Raw genomic sequence first — 17773 nt, 5'->3', positions numbered from 1 at the left:
CGCGCGCCCGGGGCGGCCCCGCCCAGATGCTCAACGCAAGGCGGGCTCGCGTCCTTCCGCCCGGCCGAAAATCTCGAAATGGGCCAGAGGGTTCACGCCGGTCTTGGCGACGTCGGGATTGCGCTCGAGATATTGGCGCGTGGAGAAAAACGGTCCGGGATCGAAGCCCTGGGATGCGCCCTCGAGCAGATAATGCGTCGCCGCGTCCGCGACGCCGTAGGTCTCTCGGTAAAAAGCGGGATCGAAAAAAACCGAGTCGCAGACAGCGAGATAATGCCTGACGAGCGCCAGGTTGCGGCGCTTCAGGAACAGCTTCAACGCCCGCGCCCAGACCAGCGGCGCGTTCAGGCCGATGCGCCGGTATCGCGCGCGCATATGGTCGAAAATCTCGAACTCGCGCCCGGCGTGCGCAACGCGCGCCTCCTCCGCGACGGCGCCGCGCAGCAAGAGCTGGCGCGCGGCGTCATGCGCCTCCGTCTCTTCCGGCGAGAAGGCTTTGTAGCCCTCGTGACGGAGATGGACATAGAATTCGGACAGCGCCGAATCCGTCACCTCCTCGACCGCAAAGGGCGAGAGACCCAGGAAATAAAGGTCCGAAAGCAACATGCGGAAGCTGCTCGGCGTGAAGACCCAGCAATGCACGTCGTAATAGTTCTGGTCTCCGACCTCGCGTCTTTGCGCCCAGGCTGCGAAGGCCTCGCGCAGCGCCGGCGCGACAGAAATTTTTTCGATATCTTCACCGACAAAAAAAGTGATCGACGACGTTTCGCCATTCGCGCAGCGTGCGATCGAACTGTCCTGATCGAAGATCTGGGCGAGCGTCGGCCGCCCGCGCCCCTCGAAATAGGCCTCGATCCAGGCGGAGAGGTTCGTGCGCGGGCGAAAGAAATCGAAGCAGGCGCGCTTGTCGGGGAGCGCCATGGAGAGATAGCCGCCTTTCCTGATCACGCGGCCGCAGGCCTGGAGGAAGGCGATCGGGTTGGGCAGATGCTCGAAATTATGGGAGGAGACGACATAGTCGATGTCGCCCGCGACGCCCTTTTCGCGCAGGAGCGCGTCGATATTCACGGCGCTGCCGACGAGATCGATCGTCTCGATCAGCTCGACCTTTTCGTCAGAGAGGCTCGGATCCATCCGGGCGCGAGCCTTGACCGCCTCCGTGTCGAAAACGTCGAGGGAGAGGCAGTTATATCCGTCGCGCTTGGGCGCCAGAGGCGAGAAATAGGGACCGATCTCGACGCCAAGCGCGTCTTTCGAAACGTGCTTAAGAAGTTCCGTCTGACGATCCATATGCCTACCGGGTGAAAGGACGGTCGCTGCCCGCCGGGGGCGAGGGCGCGCGCATGAACGGCGGGGACCGATTTTCGGTCCGCAAAGCCCTGTCTATATAGAATTTAGCGGCCTTTGATAATAAGAGTGGCGCGCGGGGCCGAACCCGTTTCCTCTTGTTGAGGAAATTCCGGCTAAGGTAACGCCGGGCCAGAGCCGCCCGCCCGGCCCTCCCGCAGGGGAAGCCCTCCTCGCGCGCCCCGCGCGGGAGACGCGAATTCGCACAGCACTTGGACAGGAGCCTCGCGTGTCGTCCATTGATTTCTCCAAAGTCGTCGTCGCGCAAGGCGGCGGCCCGACCGCCGTCATCAACCAGTCGCTCGTCGGGGCGGTGCTGGAATCGCGCAAGTTCCGCGAGGTCGAGCGCGTCTATGGCGCTTTCCACGGCGTGCGCGGCATCGTCAACGAGGACTTCGTCGATCTGACGCAGGAGACGACGCACAATCTCGAAATGGTCGCGAACACGCCCTCCTCGGCGCTTGGGTCCACCCGCGACAAGCCGGACCTGAAATATTGCCAGGAGATCTTCAGGGTTCTGCGCGCCCATGGCGTGGGATGTTTCTTCTATATCGGCGGCAATGACTCCTCCGACACGGTCCGCATCGTCTCCGAGGAAGCCAAGAACGCCGGCTATCCGCTGCGCGCCGTCCACATCCCCAAGACCATCGACAACGACCTGATGGTCAACGACCACACGCCCGGCTTCCCCTCCGCGGCGCGCTGGGTGGCCCAGGCCTTCGCCGGCGCCAATCTCGACAACTGGGCCCTGCCCGGCGTCTATATCGCCGTCGTCATGGGCCGCCACGCCGGCTTCCTCACCGCCGCCTCGGCGCTGGGCAAGAAGTTCCCGGACGACGGCCCGCACCTCATCTACGTGCCGGAGCGCGCCTTCTCGATCGAGAAGTTCCTCGCCGACGTGAAGGCGACCATGGACAAATATGGCCGCTGCGTCGTCGCCGTGTCGGAAGGCGTTTGCGACGAGAACCACGTGCCGATCGCCGAGAAGCTCGCCGAGCAGGTGGAGCGCGACGCCCATGGCAATGTGCATCTGGGCGGCGGCGCGCTCGCCGACGAGCTGACCGAGCTCGTCAAGAAGCGCCTCGGCTTCAAGCGCGTTCGCGCCGACACTTTCGGCTATGTCCAAAGGAGCTTCGTCGGCTGCGTCTCGGACGTCGACCAGCGCGAGGCGCGCGAAGTGGGTGAAAAGGCTGTGCAATACGCCATCTGGGGCGATCGCGACGGCTCCGTGACCATCCACCGCACGGGCTTTTATTCGGTCGATTACCAGCTGACCCCACTTGAACAAATCGCCGCCAAAACAAAAGTGATGCCGGACGAATTCATCAGCCCCTGCGGCACGGACGTGACCGACGCCTTCCGGATGTATCTGCGTCCGCTCCTCGGCAGCGGCATGCCGGACGCCTTCCGGCTGAGACTCAACAGGGTCCCCAAGATCCTGACGTGAAAGGCTTTGGGGCTTGGCCCGGCCGGGAGCGCCCCGGCCGGGACCGCAAGGCCGAAGGCGGGGCGCCGTTCTTGCTAACCCCACGATTTGTGACAAGGTTGCAAATTCCGGCGCGTCTAAAATAAAATAGGGGCGCGCGGAGGAGAGAGCGTCCCGCGCGGTCCGACAGGCGCCGGGGCATGCGCCGGAAGGGCCGGGCCCTCGGGAGAGGGAGAGACGCCAGACGGTTCTCTCCACCTTTTGTTAGGCCGAGGCCGTTAGATCATATGCTTGGATCGATTCGCGCGACGGGTCGATTCATCAGGAGAAAATCATGAGCAAAGTCGGCGGCGGCGATTCCAAGAACACGCTCTACTGCTCGTTTTGCGGCAAGAGCCAGCATGAAGTCCGCAAACTCATCGCCGGCCCGACCGTCTTCATCTGCGACGAATGCGTCGAACTCTGCATGGACATCATCCGTGAAGAGAACAAACCTCGCTGGTCAAGCAGCGCGACGGCATCCCGACGCCCGCGTGAGATTTGCAAGGTTCTGGACGACTATGTCATCGGCCAGGCGCAGGCCAAGCGCGTTCTCTCTCGGTCGCGGTGCACAACCATTACAAGCGCCTCAACCACGCCACCAAACATGGCGACGTCGAGCTCGCGAAGTCCAACATCCTGCTGATCGGCCCGACCGGCGTCGGCAAGACGATGCTGGCGCAGACGCTCGCGCGCATCCTCGACGTGCCCTTCACGATGGCCGACGCGACGACGCTCACCGAGGCGGGCTATGTCGGCGAGGACGTCGAGAACATCATCCTGAAGCTGCTGCAGGCCTCCGACTACAATGTCGAGCGCGCCCAGCGCGGCATCGTCTATGTCGACGAAATCGACAAGATCAGCGCGCAAATCCGACAATCCCTCGATCACCCGCGACGTGTCGGGCGAAGGCGTCCAGCAGGCGCTGCTCAAGATCATGGAAGGCACCGTCGCCTCCGTGCCGCCGCAGGGCGGGCGCAAGCATCCGCAGCAGGAGTTCTGCAGGTCGACACGACGAACATCCTCTTCATCTGCGGCGGTGCGTTTGCCGGCCTCGAGAAGATCATCTCGCGTCGCGGCCGCTCGACCTCGATCGGCTTCGGCGCGACGGTTCAGTCTCCGGACGAACGCCGCACCGGCGACATCTTCCGCCAGGTGCAGCCCGAGGACCTGCTGAAGTTCGGCCTCATCCCCGAATTCGTCGGCCGTCTGCCGGTCATCGCCACGCTCGAAGATCTCGACGAGGACGGCGCTCAAGAAGATCCTGACCGAGCCGAAGAACGCGCTGGTCAAGCAGTATCAGCGCCTGTTCGAGATGGAGAATGTCGAGCTGACCTTCCAGGACGAGGCGCTCACCTCCGTCGCGCGCAAGGCGATCGAGCGGCACACCGGCGCGCGCGGCCTGCGTTCGATCATGGAGGGCATTCTGCTCGATACGATGTTCGATCTGCCTGGCCTCGAAGGCGTGGAGCAGGTCGTCATCGGGCCGGAAGTCGTTGAAGGCAAAGCGCGACCGCTGTATATCTACGCCGAGCGCAGCGAGAAGAGCGGCGCTAGCGCTTAAAGCGCGCGCCGTCAGAGAATTTCAGGACGGCGACACGGGGCCTCGCCCCGCACTTTCACGCCGTCCTTGAATCGCTTGTTTGAGTATCCCATTTCCTGCGTTAACGGGGCCGTGCGGGCTGTTACGCCGTCGCCCCTGTGGCGCTTGGACGCGTGAGCGAGCGTCCCTGCGGCCGAGGTCTGGCTGGGGAGTCATTTGGCTGAGTTTGCGGCCTGGGTCTTGCTAGTTCCGACCGATACTGTCGCTCGCATTTTTCGCATTGCCGCCGGGCGGGATGCGCAAACGAAAGCAGGACATGAAGATGAGCAATGAAAAGCGCGACGCCATAACGCCGGGAGCCATTGAGAGCTACCCCGTCCTTCCTTTGCGCGACATCGTCGTGTTCCCGCACATGATCGTTCCGCTCTTCGTCGCGCGCGAAAAGTCGATCCGCGCGCTCGAGGAAGTCACGAAGAGCGATCGCCTGATCCTGCTCGCCACGCAAAAGAACGCGGGCGACGACGATCCGGCGACCGACGCTATCTATTCCATCGGCACGCTCGCCTCCGTCCTGCAGCTTCTGAAGCTGCCCGACGGCACCGTGAAGGTGCTGGTCGAGGGCGTGGCCCGCGCCGCCGTGCGCAACTATTCGCGCGCCGACGACTTCTACGAGGCGGACGCCGAGGCGCTCGCCGACGATCCCGGCAATCCGGTCGAGGTCGAGGCGCTCGGCCGTTCGGTGGTTTCCGAGTTCGAGAGCTATGTGAAGCTCAACAAGCGCGTCTCGTCCGAGATCGTGAGCACCGTCACGCAGATCGAGGATTACTCGAAGCTCGCCGACACGGTCGCCTCGCATCTCTCGGTGAAGATCGCCGACAAGCAGGACGTGCTGGAGACGCTCAACGTCGCCCGCCGCCTGGAGAAGTGCCTCTCGCTGATGGAAAGCGAAATCTCGGTCCTGCAGGTCGAGAAGCGCATCCGCACGCGCGTCAAGCGCCAGATGGAGAAGACGCAGCGCGAGTACTATCTCAACGAGCAGATGAAGGCGATCCAGAAGGAGCTGGGCGACGAGGACGGCAAGGACGATCTCGCCGAGCTCGAGGAGCGGATCAAGAACACCAAGCTCTCGAAGGAGGCGCGCGACAAGGCGACCGCCGAATTGAAGAAGCTGCGCCAGATGTCGCCCATGTCGGCGGAAGCGACGGTCGTGCGCAACTATCTCGACTGGCTGCTGTCGATCCCGTGGGGCAACGCTCCAAGGTGAAGCGCGACCTCCAGCAGGCGCAGGACGTTCTCGACGCCGAGCACTTCGGCCTGGAGAAGGTCAAGGAGCGCATCCTCGAATATCTCGCCGTGCAGAGCCGCGCGAACAAGCTGACCGGCCCGATCCTCTGCCTCGTCGGTCCGCCCGGCGTCGGCAAGACCTCGCTCGGCAAATCGATCGCAACGTGCGACCGGGCCGTGAATTCGTGCGCATGTCGCTCGGCGGCGTGCGCGACGAAGCGGAGATCCGCGGCCATCGCCGCACCTATATCGGCTCGATGCCCGGCAAGCTCATCCAGTCGATGCGCAAGGCCAAGACGTCCAATCCGCTCTTCCTGCTCGACGAGATCGACAAGATGGGCATGGACTTCCGCGGCGATCCGTCCTCGGCCCTGCTCGAGGTGCTCGATCCCGAGCAGAACGCGACCTTCAACGATCATTATCTCGAGGTCGATTACGACCTCTCGAGCGTGATGTTCGTGACGACGGCGAACACGCTGAACATCCCTGCGCCGCTGATGGACCGCATGGAGATCATCCGCATCGCCGGCTACACGGAAGACGAGAAGCTGGAGATCGCGCGCAGGCATCTGATCCCCAGCGCCGTCCACAAGCACGGCCTCCAGCCGGAAGAGTGGATGGTGATCGAAGATGCGCGCTGAAGAGCTCATCCGCCGCTACACGCGCGAAGCCGGCGTGCGCAATCTCGAGCGCGAATCTCCAACCTCGCCCGCAAGGCGGTGAAGGAGATCCTCCTCAAGAAGACGGAGAAGATCGTCGTCACGGCGGAGAACATCTCGGACTATCTCGGCGTGCCGAAATTCCGCTACGGACAGGCCGAGCTCGAGGATCAGGTCGGCGTCGTCACGGGCCTCGCCTGGACGGAGGTCGGCGGCGAGCTGCTGACGATCGAAGGTGTGATGATGCCCGGCAAGGGCAAGATGACCGTCACGGGCAACCTGCGCGATGTGATGAAGGAGTCGATCTCGGCCGCGGCGTCCTATGTGCGTTCGCGCGCGGTCGACTTCGGCATCGAGCCGCCGCTGTTCGAGAAGCCGCGACATCCATGTGCACGTGCCGGAAGGCGCGACGCCCAAGGATGGACCGTCGCGGGCGTGGCGATGGCCACCGCGATCGTCTCGGATCATGACCGGCATCCCGGTCCGCCGCGACATCGCGATGACCGGCGAGATCACGCTGCGCGGCCGCGTGCTGCCGATCGGCGGCCTGAAGGAGAAGCTGCTCGCGGCGCTGCGCGGCGGCATCAAGAAGGTGCTGATCCCCGAGGAGAACGCCAAGGATCTGGCGGAAATCCCGGACGCGGTGAAGAACGGGCTCGAAATCGTCCCCGTGGCCCGCATGGAGGAAGTGCTGCAGCACGCCCTCATTTCCCAGCCGACTCCGATCGTCTGGGAAGAGGACGCCGCGGCCCTCGCCAAGCGCTCCGCGGCGCTCGCCGAGGACGACGCCGGCGTGCGCGCGCACTGATCGCCCTGAGCGATTGATATGACAAAGCCCCGTCCCCCGGACGGGGCTTTTTTTGTCTCGCTCGACCGGCGCCAACTCCCATAAACGCCACATTTTCTGCGGGTTTTTCGCAGTGCAACGCTCGATTCTCCCGGTTTTCCGGCATTTTCTGGGGGTCTATCGGGCCAATCCCTTGCCTTTCCAGCGATTCGCACCCAACACTCGCGCTCGCTACGCGCCGACGATTCGAGCCGCCGCCTTTCGCGCGGGGATCGCCGGCCTCGCAGCGCGCTAGAAGAAGGAAAAGGCCATGAACAAACTGGAACTGGTCGAGCACGTCGCCACCGAGACGGAATGCTCGAAGGCTGCGGCGGCGGCTGCGATCGACGCCGTGATCGACGGGATCACCAAGGCGCTGAAGAAGGGCGACGAAGTGCGCCTCGTGGGCTTCGGCACCTTCTCGGTCAAGAAGCGCGCCGCCGGCAAGGGCCGCAACCCGGCCACCGGCGAAGAGATCAAGATTCCGGCCTCCAAGAGCGCCCGCTTCAAGCCCGGCGCGACGCTGAAGACCGCCCTCAACAAGACGAAGTAAGCAGCCGGACGATTTTTCCGGCCCGGGCACGGTCGTCGGATGCCTCCGGCGGCCGTTCCGCTTTTTGGCGCAAGCGGCCGCTTGCCTCCCGTTCGCGCCCTCACTAAAACCGTGCGCGCAACCTCCTCCCGGAGGTGGGCAAGGGCGGTTAGCTCAGCTGGTAGAGCATCTCGTTTACACCGAGAATGTCGGGAGTTCGATCCTCTCACCGCCCACCAGTTTTTCGCGACGAAGTGCGAAAGTCCTTTGCCGCTCGCGTTTTGGGAATTAGGTTGGGTCCGGCGGGGATTCACGAGGTGCGGGCGACCATGCAGAAATTGAGGACCTTGGCTCTTGTCGCGCTTGGTCTCGTCGCACAGAGCTTTTTTCCCTCGACATCCGCCTTTGCCGAAGACATGAGCTTCCGCGTCGTCGGCCTCGACGCCGGCGCGGGAAGGTCGTCGCCTCCATGGAGCTCGGCCAGGCGATGCGCCGGCTCGGCATGGCCGTGGTCGTCGCCCGCCCGGCCGCCGAGCAGGGATCGCAGAACATGGCGCTGGTGTCGGGCCGCTGCTACTCGGCCTGCGTCTACGCTCTGATGGGCGGCAAGAAGCGGGTCATCCCGCCGCAGAGCCGCGTCGGCATCCATCGCATGTTCAATTATCGACGCGCAGCATTGTCCGCGAGCGGCAAGCTGCGCGCCATGCTCGCCCGCTATGCGCGCGCGAGCGCATCGAGCGCACCTCCCGATGCTACATGACCAGCGCGGACACGGCTCGTTCGACAAGAAGCAGGGTTCGACATGTCGGCGCGCCTCGGCGGCGGCAACAAGCGTCGCCCAGCACCGCTCACCGCCCGCGAGCGCATCGAACTCCTTCGGCATGGAATTCGAAGACGATCGCTGCAAGTATCTTCCGGCGACGGCGTCGTCACCGGCTGGGGCACGGTCAACGGCCGCGCGGTCTTCGTCTTCGCCAAGGACTTCACGTCTTCGGCGGCTCGCTTCCGAGACGCATGCCCAGAAGATCATCAAGCTGCAGGACATGGCGCTCAAGAACCGCGCGCCGATCATCGGCTGTTCGACGCGGCGGCGCGCGCATCCAGGAAGGCGTCGCGGCGCTCGGCGGCTATGGCGAGGTCTTCCAGCGCAACGTGCTGGCCTCGGGCGTCATCCCGCAGATCTCCGTCATCATGGGACCCTGCGCCGGCGGCGACGTCTATTCGCCGGCAATGACCGACTTCATCTTCATGGTCCGCGACACGAGCTACATGTTCGTCACCGGCCCGGACGTCGTGAAGACCGTGACCAACGAGACCGTCACGGCCGAAGAGCTCGGCGGCGCCTCGGTGCACACCACAAAGAGCTCGATCGCCGACGCGGCTATGACAACGACGTCGAGGCGCTGCTGCAGATGCGCCGCCTCATCGACTTCCTGCCGTCCAACAACACCGAGACGCCGCCGGAGTGGCCGAGCTTCGACGATGTCGACCGTGTCGACATGTCGCTCGACACGCTGATCCCGGACAATCCGAACAAGCCCTACGACATCAAGGAGCTGATCCTGAAGGTCGTGGACGAGGGCGACTTCTTCGAGATTCAGGAAGCCCACGCCAAGAACATCGTCGTGGGCTTCGGCCGCATCGAAGGCCGCACGGTCGGCTTCGTCGCCAACCAGCCGATGGTGCTCGCGGGCGTGCTCGACATCGACGCCTCGAAGAAGGCCGCGCGCTTCGTGCGCTTCTGCGACTGCTTCAACATTCCGATCGTCACCTTCGTTGACGTTCCGGCTTCCTGCCCGGCACGGCGCAGGAATATGGCGGCCTGATCAAGCACGGCGCGAAACTTGCTCTTCGCCTATGCGGAAGCGACCGTGCCGAAGGTGACCGTCATCACGCGCAAGGCCTTCGGCGGCGCCTATGACGTCATGGCGTCCAAGCATCTGCGCGGCGACGTCAACTACGCCTGGCCGACGGCGCAGATCGCCGTCATGGGCGCGAAGGGCGCGGTCGAGATCATCTTCCGCGCCGATCTCGGCGACCCGGAGAAGATCGCGCAGCGCACCAAGGAATATGAGGATCGCTTCCTGTCGCCCTTCGTGGCCGCCGAGCGCGGCTATATCGACGAAGTCATCATGCCGCATTCCACGCGCAAGCGAATCGCTCGCGCGCGCGCTCCGTGTCGCATGATCGCGCCCGCTCTGGAAGAAATTGCAGCGGAGATGGAGGGCAAGATCAAGGTCGTGAAGCTCAACATCGACGAGAACCCGGCCGTCGCCTCGAAGCTCGGCATCCGCTCGATCCCGACGCTCATCGTCTTCAAGGACGGCAAGGCCGCCGCGCAAAAGGTCGGCGCCGCGCCGAAGGGCGAATTGTCGCGCTGGATCACCGCCGCGATCTGACCCGATTTTTTCAAAGCGAGCCTGATCTTGCGGCCGACGCCGCGATGTCGGGCTCGCTTTTTTTTGCCCCCCAGCCGCGCGGTCGCCGCTTCACAAGGGCGGCAGCGGGGGAAGAAAGGCGAGGGCGGCCAGGCCGGCTCCGAGGGCGAGCGTGGAGGCCAGCGCGAAGCGCCAGCCCATCGCCAGACCGCCCACCGCCCAGCCGATCCCCGTCTTCACGACCGTATTGGAAAAGATCGCCAGCATGACGGAGAGCGCCGCCGCGCGGACGCCGATCTCGGTCACGCCCTGGCTCGCCATGGCGAGCGAAATGGCGTCGACGTCGGCAAGGCCGGAGATCAACGCCAGCGCATAGGCGCCTGAGCTGCCCGCAAATTTCGTCACGACTCTCGCGAGGACCATGACGGCGGCGAGCAGCGCCCCGAACTTGAGGACCGCCGGCAGATCGAGCGGATTGCCGATCGTCAGCGAGTCGCGCTCCCCGTCGCCATCGCTGGCCCCGCGCATCATCAGCGCGCCGCCGGCGAGAAAATAGACGACGCCGACCGTGACGAGCGGCGCCGCGAGACGCAAGCCAAAGTTGGGATTGACGAAGGCCAGGATGGCGAGCACGCGCGGCGCCATAACGGCGTTGGCGAAGAGCGCCCCGGCGGCGATGACGTTCACCTGCCCCGGATGCTCCGCCGCCATCCGCGACATAGCCGCCGTCGCCGCGGTGGACGAGGCGAGGCCGCCGGCCATGCCCGCGACGGCGACGCCGCGCCGGTAGCCGACGAGTCGCACGGCGACATAGCCGGCGAAGGAAACGACGCCGATCAGCACGGTCATCAGCCAAAGATCATGCGGATTGATCGCGCCCCAGCGGTCGATGGCCTCGTCCGGCAGCACCGGCAGCAGGATGAAGCTCATCGCCAGCAGGACCAGCGCCGAGCGCAGCTCGATCCAGGTCAGGCGCTCGACCCATCCATGCAGCAGGGTCTTGAGCGCCAGCAGCGCGGTCGTCGCGACGGCGGCGGCCGCAGCCGCCAGCCTGTCGCCCACGACCGCGAAAGCGCCGAGCGCAAAGGCCAGCAGCACGCCGATGAGCGTCGTCGCCCCGAAGGTCTGGTTGTGGAGCGTCTCCCGATAGCGGAAGAGGCCGATCAGCGCGCCGAAAAGCAGGAAGGCGGCGCCGAGCGCCACCGCCCCGCCATCATGGGCGAATTGCATGGCGATGGCGCCCCAGACGCCGCCGAGCAGCGCCGCGAGCCCGTGGGTGCGCAGCCCCGCGGCGCGCTCGCCCTCTGCCTCCTCCCGGGTCCGCCAGCCCCGTTCGAGACCGATCAGCAAGCCGATCGCCAGGGCGACGAAGAGCCGCTGGATCAGCTCGGCCGTGGTCGTTTCATACATTCGAAGGCTTCCCGCAGGCCCAAGAAACTCGCGCCGCGCGCGCGGCTGCATTAGAGACAATTAACGCCAAAACCTTACCAGTCCGGAAGCCGCATCATGTCGCGCCTGCGCCCCTCCCACCGCTCCACCGTCGCGCCCTTCATGGCGATGGAGGCTTTGCGGGAGGCGAAGGCGCTGGAGCGCGCGGGGCGGCATATCGTCCATATGGAGCTTGGCGAGCCCGGCGCGCCCGCGCCCCGGCTGGTGCGAGCGGCGGCCGAGGCGGCCTTGCGCGACGGACGGGTCGGCTATGGCGAGGCGCTTGGCGATCTGCGCCTGCGCGAACGCATCGCCGAGCGTTACGCCGCGCGCTACGGCGTCGAAATATCGCCCGGGCGCGTTATCGTCACGACCGGCTCGTCCGGCGGCTTCATGCTGGCGCTGCTCGCCGCCTTCGACGCGGGCGCCCGCATCGCCGTCACGGCGCCGGGTTATCCGGCCTACGCCAATATTCTTTCTTCACTGGGGATCGAGGCGGTCCCCCTCGACGTCGGGCCGGAAACCCGCTTCGCGCCGACCGCCGCCATGCTCGAAAGAGCCCATCGCGAAAAGAAGATCAACGGCGCCCTGTTCATGAGCCCGGCCAATCCGACCGGAGCTGTGATCGAGAAGCAAGAGCTCGCGCGCATCTGCGCCTTTTGCGACGCGGCCGGAATCGTCTTCGTCTCGGACGAGATCTATCACGGCCTGGAATATTGCGCGCCGGCGGAGACGGCTCTCGCTTTCACCCCGAACGCCATCGTCGTGAACTCCTTCTCCAAATATTACGCGATGACCGGCTGGCGGCTCGGCTGGCTCGTGGCCCCGGACGAACTGATGCGCCCGCTGGAGCGGCTGCAGCAGTCGCTCGCCATCTGCGCGCCGACGATCTCGCAAGCGGCGGCGCTGGCGGCTTTCGACGCGACGGAGGAGCTCGAGGAAAACCGCGCCGCCTATGCGCGCAACCGCGCGCTGCTGCTCGAACGCCTGCCGGCGATGGGGCTCGACAAATTCGCCCCGCCGGACGGCGCTTTCTACATCTACGCGGACGTTTCGGGCTTTACGGGCGATTCCATGGACTTCTGCAAGCGCCTGCTCGTCGAGGCGGGCGTCGCGACGACGCCCGGCCTCGATTTCGATCCAAGGCGCGGGGCGACGACGGTCCGCCTCTCTTATGCGGGCGCGGAGGCGGATGTAGCGGAAGGCGCGGCGCGGCTCGGGGCTTGGCTCGCGGCCCAGCCCCGACGCTGACCTCTTTTACTGACCGAAGGGCGTGCGCACCTTCTGCCACCAGCCGCCCTTTTTGGGCGCGGCCGGATCGGCTTCGGTGATGACGACCTCGGACGTCTTGCGCTCCGGCGTGGGAGCCGGCGCGACCGGCGCTTCCTCGACGGCGGGCGCAGCCTCGGCGACCGGCTCGGGCCGTGCGGGCTCGACCTTCGGCGCCTCGGCTTCCGCTGCCGCGGGGGCAGCTTCAACCGCCGCCTCGGGGGCCTCGCTCACAACCGGCGTTTCCGATGCGGGCGTCTCGGCCATCTGCGGGGCCGCTTCCGCCTCGGGCGCGAAGCCGGGCATATGCGCCTCGCTCGGCGAGACGAAGCCTTCGAGAACCTGCGCGCCCTCGTCGAGCGGGAAGAGTTCGGACGGATCGCGGAATTCTTCCGGGAGCGGCGCGGAACGACGCCAGCGGCCCGGACCGCGGCCGCGGCCGCGCGGCTCGCGGGCTTCGCGTGGCTCACGCGGGGCCGGCTGACCCTCGATCTCCGCCATGAAGGCGAGGCCCTCGTCCGACGGCTGCTCGGCTCCCGGCGCCATCGGCTCGCCATTGCCGTTTGCGCCGCCACGGCCGCGGCGCCGACGGCGGCGACGCGAGCGCTGTGCGCCCTCCTCGCCCTCTTCGCCATTGAAGCGGCGCGGCTCGCGACCTTCGCGGCGGCCGCCCGCGCGGACCTCGGCCTCGGCCTCGGCGTCCTCTTCCTCGACGAGCGTCTCCTCTTCGAGGATTTCCTCCTCGATTGGCTCGGCGCGGATCGAGTCGACGCGCAGCGGCGCCGGCGCAGCCGGAATCCGCGGGCCCGAGGCGAGCTCGCCCCGCTCCAGCGCGTGATAGGTCGCGCCGGTCAGCGTGTCGTCGGCGGCGACGGTGATGTGGACGCCGAAGCGGTTCTCCAGCGCCTGCAGATGCGCGCGCTTCTGGTTGAGGATGTAAAGCGCGACGACGGCGCGGGTGCGCAGCGTGACGTCGTGCGCGGCGCTCTTGAGCAGCGCCTCCTCCAGCACGCGCAGCACATGCAGCGCGATGGAGGCGGTGGAGCGGACATGGCCGGCGCCCATGCAATGCGGGCACTGCACGGTAGACCCCTCGACGACGCCGGCGCGGATGCGCTGGCGCGACATTTCCAGCAGGCCGAAATGCGAGATGCGGCCGACCTGGATGCGGCGCGCGGTCGTTCTTCAGCGCGTCCTTGAGCCGGCGCTCGACGGCGCGGTTGTTGCGGCTCTCCTCCATGTCGATGAAATCGACCACGATGAGGCCGGCGAGATCGCGCAGGCGCAGCTGGCGCGCGACTTCGTCCGCCGCCTCCAGATTGGTGCGCAGCGCCGTGTCTTCGATATTGTGCTCGCGCGTGGAACGGCCGGAGTTCACGTCGATCGCGACCAGCGCCTCGGTCTGGTTGATGACCAGATAGCCGCCGGACTTCAGCGTTACGTGATTCGAGAACATGGCGTCGAGCTGCGCCTCGACCCCCGCCTCCGCAAAGATCGGCACCGGCTCGCGATGGACCTTCACGTTCTTCGCATGGCTCGGCATGAGCATGCGCATGAAATCCTTGGCCTCGCGATAGGCGTCGTCGCCGGAGACGACGATCTCCTCCACGTCGCGGCCATAGAGATCGCGCATCGCGCGCTTGATGAGCGAGCCTTCCTCATAAACGAGGGTCGGCGCGGAGGAGCGCAGCGTCAGTTCGCGCACGCTCTCCCACAGCCGCAGCAGATATTCGAAGTCGCGCTTGACCTCGGCCTTGGTGCGCGTCGCGCCGGCCGTGCGCAGGATGACGCCCATGCCCTCCGGCACTTCGAGGTCGTGGACGATCTCCTTGAGGCGCTTGCGATCGGCGCCGTCGGTGATCTTGCGAGAGATGCCGCCGCCGCGCGCGGTGTTGGGCATCAGCACGGAATAACGGCCGGCGAGCGAAAGATAGGTGGTGAGCGCGCGCCCTTGTTGCCGCGTTCTTCCTTCACGACCTGAACGAGGAGCACCTGGCGGCGCTTGATGACTTCCTGGATCTTGTACTGGCGGCGCGGGCGCGCGACGCGGAAAGGCGCCTCGTCCATGGCGTCGCCGCCAATGTGCTCGACGTGCTCTTCCTCGTCGTGCTCGTCGTCCTCGTGATCCTCGTCATGCGATTCGCGGGGCGCGCGAGCCGTAACGGTTTCTTCCTCGCCCTCGTCGCTCTCTTCGCCCTCGCCGAACTCCTGGCCTTCGCCGGCTTCCTCACGCTCACGCTCTTCGTCGCGCTCGTCCTGGCGACGCGCCTTCAGCTCATGGTCGGGCGCCGGGGCCTCGTCGGAGAACTCTTCCGGCGCGCCCTCTTCGACCGAGCCGAAGCCGGCCGGGTCGACGGAAATGGTGTGATGCGCCTCCTCGGCGACCGGCTCGATAACTTCAACAGCTTCGACAGCCTCGACCGCTTCGGCCTCGACCTCGACGTCGGTCGGCGCGGCCTCTTCGGCGCTTTCCGCGACGGCCTCGGCTTCCGCGACCGGCTCCCCTTCAGGGGCGCTCTCGGCGGAAAGGCCCTCGTCCCCCGCCTCGTGCTCCTGCGCGGCCTCGATCAGGGCCTCGACGTCGACAGGTTCGCTCACCATCGCCTCGTCGGCCGCGGCGCGCTTCTCGGCGCCCTCGTGCTGGCGACGGCGCGAGCGGCGGCGACCGCCGCCGCTATGCGGGCGATGCTCCTCCTCCTCGTGCTCGCGATGGGCGCGGCTCTCTTCCTCGAGCAGCGCCTGACGGTCCGCGACGGGGATCTGATAATAATCGGGATGAATTTCGCCGAAGGCGAGGAAGCCGTGGCGATTGCCGCCGTAATCGACGAAGGCGGCCTGGAGCGAGGGCTCCACGCGGGTGACCTTCGCCAGATAGATGTTGCCGCGCAGCGGTTTCTTGTCGGCAGCCTCGAAGTCGAATTCCTGAACGCGGTTACCGCGTAACACCACCACCCGGGTTTCCTCCGGGTGGGAGGCGTCGATAAGCATTTTGTTGGCCATGGGGGACTCTTTGGAGCGTCGCGCGCGCGGCGGCCGGCGGGGCGCGCCGCAGTCCGATCAGGGACGCGGCGACCGCTCGGCGCCGCGCAAAGGCGCGGACGCATGTTGTCGGAGATAGGGGGAAGGGCCGGAGGCCCTGAACGCACTGGCCGGCGCGACCGCCGGCGGACAGATCGCCTGAGCCAAACGCCGCACGCCCGTTGAGGTCGGGATGGACGGCGGATGGCGGAACAATATGACGACCCCAGGCGCGACAATCGTCAGCGTCGCGGCCCGCGTGGAAGAAACCAAGACGCGCGCGAAGTGAGCGGGGCCACATCGCGCGGTCGAACCGGGCGAGGCGAACCTTCGCAGCTGCGCATATCATGGTCCTGGCCATGAGATCGTCAAAAAACCTTTCGCGACGCCCGAAAGCGGCGAGTATGCGTCACAACCGGCCAAGGCCGCGCGTGACGGAAGACGTCAGCCCGTCCTGGAAATCTGCTGGCCCGATTTTTTAATGGCGCTTGCCGTCGGGCTGCGTCAGCGGACTCCCACAGAGCGCAAATCCTTCTTAACGGGCGCCCGCGTAACGCGCAAGCGCCGCGGATGCGACGATTCGCGCCAAAAGCGCAATCGGGCGATATATTGGCGCAAGCGTGTGTGGAAGCTAACCTTCCCTTAAGAGACGCGCTTACAAAATGGTTTATACAAACGCTGCGCGTTGACGAAATTTTGCGAGACCCGGGCCATGCCACAGCCGCCTTTCCGTCGGATTTCGAGCCTTTACGGGCCCGCCGCCGGCGCGATCGTCGCAGGCCTCGGCCTTGGCCTGGCCCTCGCGGCGGAGACGGCCGCGCCGGTCCAGGCGGTGGCGAGCCGCGTCGAGACCGTCGCGGACCATGCGCGCCTCGTCTTCCAAATGACGGGCCCGGTCAAGCCGGCCGCCCGCCTCGTCGCCAATCCAGCGCGCGTGATCGTCGACCTGCCGGAAGTCGCCTTCCGGATCGATCCCCATGAAGGCCGCGCCCCGGCCGGGTCCAAGCTCGTCAAATCATACCGCTACGGCCAGTTCGCGCCCGGGCGCTCGCGCGTCGTGGTCGATCTCGCCGGCCCGGCGCGGATCGCGCGGGCGGAGACCGAAACCGCCAGCGACGGGACCCGCCTCGTGATCGACCTCGCGCCGACCTCGGAGGCGCATTTCAACGCCGCGGCGGCCGAAAGCGCGGCCGAGGCGGCGCGGTCCGAGCCGGTGCCCGCCCAAAGCGCAGCCGAGCCGAGCGCGGCGTCGGACAAGCCGGTGGTCGTCATCGACCCCGGCCATGGCGGCGTCGATATGGGCGCGACGGGCAAGCATGGCGAGCAGGAAAAGGCGATCGTCTTCGAATTCGCCAAGGCGCTCGCCGCCAAGGTGGAGGCCGGGGGCCGGCTGAAAGCCGTCCTCACCCGCGCCGAGGACGTCTTCCTTCCGCTCAATGAGCGCGTCCGAATCGCCCATCAAAACAACGCGGCCCTCTTCCTGTCGATCCACGCCGACACGCTGGCGGAGGGCCATGTCGAGGGCGCGACGGTCTATACCGTCTCGACCAAGGCGTCCGACGCCGAGGCGGCGCGCATCGCCGAGAAGGAGAATCTCGCCGACAAGGCCGCGGGCCTCGACAGCAAGGAAGACGTCGAACAGGTCGGCGACATTCTCTTCGAGCTCACCCAGCGCGAGACGCGCGCCTTCAGCGCCCAGTTCTCGCAGACGCTGATCTGCCGCTGGAAGGAGGCGGGCAGGCTCAACAAGAACCCCGCCCGCGCCGCCGGCTTCGTGGTCCTGAAGTCCTACGACGTGCCGTCGGTCCTGCTCGAACTCGGCTATCTCTCCAGCGAAAAGGACCTGGCGCGGCTTACCTCGCCCGACTGGCGCGACCGCGCGGCCGGCAAGACGGCAGAGGCGATCGAGGCCTTTTTCGCCGCCCGCCTGCGCGAGGCCCGCGCACCCGCCGCCCCCCCGCGCCCACAATAAAACACAAAATCGCGTCATTCCTCGTGGCTCTGGATGGAAAAAAGCCCCTCCA

15 protein-coding genes, 1 tRNA gene and 4 pseudogenes are annotated in these 17773 nt (G+C 66.3%); 17 read left to right on the top strand and 3 right to left on the bottom strand.

Annotated elements, in window-relative coordinates:
* Positions 1 to 30: 30 nt before the first annotated feature.
* A complete protein-coding gene (locus ACPFMJ_RS17920) occupies positions 31 to 1290 on the bottom strand; it encodes a methyltransferase domain-containing protein (RefSeq protein WP_424361264.1) in 1260 nt (419 codons plus the stop codon).
* Between the two features lie 286 nt (positions 1291 to 1576).
* On the opposite strand from ACPFMJ_RS17920, the gene ACPFMJ_RS17915 reads away from it, so the two are divergent.
* From ACPFMJ_RS17915 to ACPFMJ_RS17845, 15 genes and pseudogenes are all read left to right on the top strand, one after another.
* A complete protein-coding gene (locus tag ACPFMJ_RS17915) occupies positions 1577 to 2794 on the top strand; it encodes a 6-phosphofructokinase (RefSeq protein ID WP_424361263.1) in 1218 nt (405 codons plus the stop codon).
* A gap of 313 nt (positions 2795 to 3107) precedes the next feature.
* Entirely contained in the window at positions 3108 to 3458 is a 351-nt protein-coding gene (locus ACPFMJ_RS17910; RefSeq protein ID WP_424361262.1) for a ClpX C4-type zinc finger protein, read from the top strand.
* 26 nt (positions 3459 to 3484) lie between these two features.
* Positions 3485 to 3973, top strand: a pseudogene (locus tag ACPFMJ_RS17905) (AAA family ATPase); the annotation flags it as partial.
* Positions 3974 to 4046: 73 nt separating this feature from the next.
* Positions 4047 to 4376 carry a hypothetical protein gene (locus ACPFMJ_RS17900; RefSeq protein WP_424363908.1) on the top strand — a complete coding sequence of 110 codons (330 nt, stop codon included), beginning with the start codon at positions 4047 to 4049 and terminating at the stop codon, positions 4374 to 4376.
* A gap of 295 nt (positions 4377 to 4671) precedes the next feature.
* Complete coding sequence (locus tag ACPFMJ_RS17895) at positions 4672 to 5619, top strand: LON peptidase substrate-binding domain-containing protein (RefSeq protein WP_424361261.1); 948 nt, start codon at positions 4672 to 4674, stop codon at positions 5617 to 5619.
* 184 nt (positions 5620 to 5803) lie between these two features.
* A complete protein-coding gene (locus ACPFMJ_RS17890; protein WP_424361260.1) occupies positions 5804 to 6280 on the top strand; it encodes an AAA family ATPase in 477 nt (158 codons plus the stop codon).
* Entirely contained in the window at positions 6270 to 6362 is a 93-nt protein-coding gene (locus ACPFMJ_RS17885; protein ID WP_424361259.1) for a hypothetical protein, read from the top strand. The genes ACPFMJ_RS17890 and ACPFMJ_RS17885 overlap by 11 nt, the downstream gene beginning before the upstream one ends.
* Positions 6359 to 6703: pseudogene (locus ACPFMJ_RS17880) on the top strand (S16 family serine protease); the annotation flags it as partial. The gene ACPFMJ_RS17885 and the pseudogene ACPFMJ_RS17880, both read left to right, overlap by 4 nt.
* 61 nt (positions 6704 to 6764) lie before the next feature.
* Positions 6765 to 7106: a S16 family serine protease gene (locus ACPFMJ_RS17875; protein WP_424361258.1), complete on the top strand. Its 342-nt coding sequence runs from the start codon at positions 6765 to 6767 to the stop codon at positions 7104 to 7106.
* A 289-nt stretch (positions 7107 to 7395) separates the two neighbouring features.
* A complete protein-coding gene (locus tag ACPFMJ_RS17870; RefSeq protein ID WP_424361257.1) occupies positions 7396 to 7677 on the top strand; it encodes an HU family DNA-binding protein in 282 nt (93 codons plus the stop codon).
* Between the two features lie 142 nt (positions 7678 to 7819).
* Positions 7820 to 7895 (top strand) — tRNA-Val (locus tag ACPFMJ_RS17865).
* A 230-nt stretch (positions 7896 to 8125) separates the two neighbouring features.
* On the top strand, positions 8126 to 8416 hold the full coding sequence (locus tag ACPFMJ_RS17860; RefSeq protein ID WP_424361256.1) for a hypothetical protein: 291 nt from the start codon (positions 8126 to 8128) through the stop codon (positions 8414 to 8416).
* 42 nt (positions 8417 to 8458) lie between these two features.
* Positions 8459 to 8890, top strand: a complete 432-nt coding sequence (locus ACPFMJ_RS17855; protein ID WP_424361255.1) for a carboxyl transferase domain-containing protein — start codon at positions 8459 to 8461, stop codon at positions 8888 to 8890.
* Positions 8794 to 9764, top strand: a pseudogene (locus tag ACPFMJ_RS17850) (acyl-CoA carboxylase subunit beta); the annotation flags it as partial. The gene ACPFMJ_RS17855 and the pseudogene ACPFMJ_RS17850, both read left to right, overlap by 97 nt.
* A gap of 24 nt (positions 9765 to 9788) precedes the next feature.
* Positions 9789 to 10055, top strand: coding sequence for a thioredoxin family protein (locus ACPFMJ_RS17845; protein WP_424363907.1), 267 nt, complete (start codon positions 9789 to 9791; stop codon positions 10053 to 10055).
* 90 nt (positions 10056 to 10145) lie between these two features.
* On the opposite strand, the gene ACPFMJ_RS17840 is transcribed toward ACPFMJ_RS17845, so the two are convergent.
* Positions 10146 to 11444 carry an MgtC/SapB family protein gene (locus ACPFMJ_RS17840; protein WP_424361254.1) on the bottom strand — a complete coding sequence of 433 codons (1299 nt, stop codon included), beginning with the start codon at positions 11442 to 11444 and terminating at the stop codon, positions 10146 to 10148.
* A gap of 96 nt (positions 11445 to 11540) precedes the next feature.
* On the opposite strand from ACPFMJ_RS17840, the gene ACPFMJ_RS17835 reads away from it, so the two are divergent.
* Complete coding sequence (locus tag ACPFMJ_RS17835) at positions 11541 to 12713, top strand: aminotransferase class I/II-fold pyridoxal phosphate-dependent enzyme (RefSeq protein ID WP_424361253.1); 1173 nt, start codon at positions 11541 to 11543, stop codon at positions 12711 to 12713.
* Positions 12714 to 12719: 6 nt separating this feature from the next.
* On the opposite strand, the pseudogene ACPFMJ_RS17830 reads toward ACPFMJ_RS17835, so the two are convergent.
* Positions 12720 to 15731 (bottom strand): annotated as a pseudogene (locus ACPFMJ_RS17830) (Rne/Rng family ribonuclease).
* A 730-nt stretch (positions 15732 to 16461) separates the two neighbouring features.
* On the opposite strand from ACPFMJ_RS17830, the gene ACPFMJ_RS17825 reads away from it, so the two are divergent.
* Complete coding sequence (locus ACPFMJ_RS17825) at positions 16462 to 17721, top strand: N-acetylmuramoyl-L-alanine amidase (protein ID WP_424361252.1); 1260 nt, start codon at positions 16462 to 16464, stop codon at positions 17719 to 17721.
* The last annotated feature ends 52 nt before the right edge of the window (positions 17722 to 17773 follow it).

The organism is Methylocystis parvus (assembly GCF_049675845.1).
In the GTDB taxonomy this organism is placed as follows: Bacteria; Pseudomonadota; Alphaproteobacteria; order Rhizobiales; family Beijerinckiaceae; genus Methylocystis; species Methylocystis parvus_A.
This window is presented reverse-complemented; position numbering and strand designations above follow the sequence as displayed.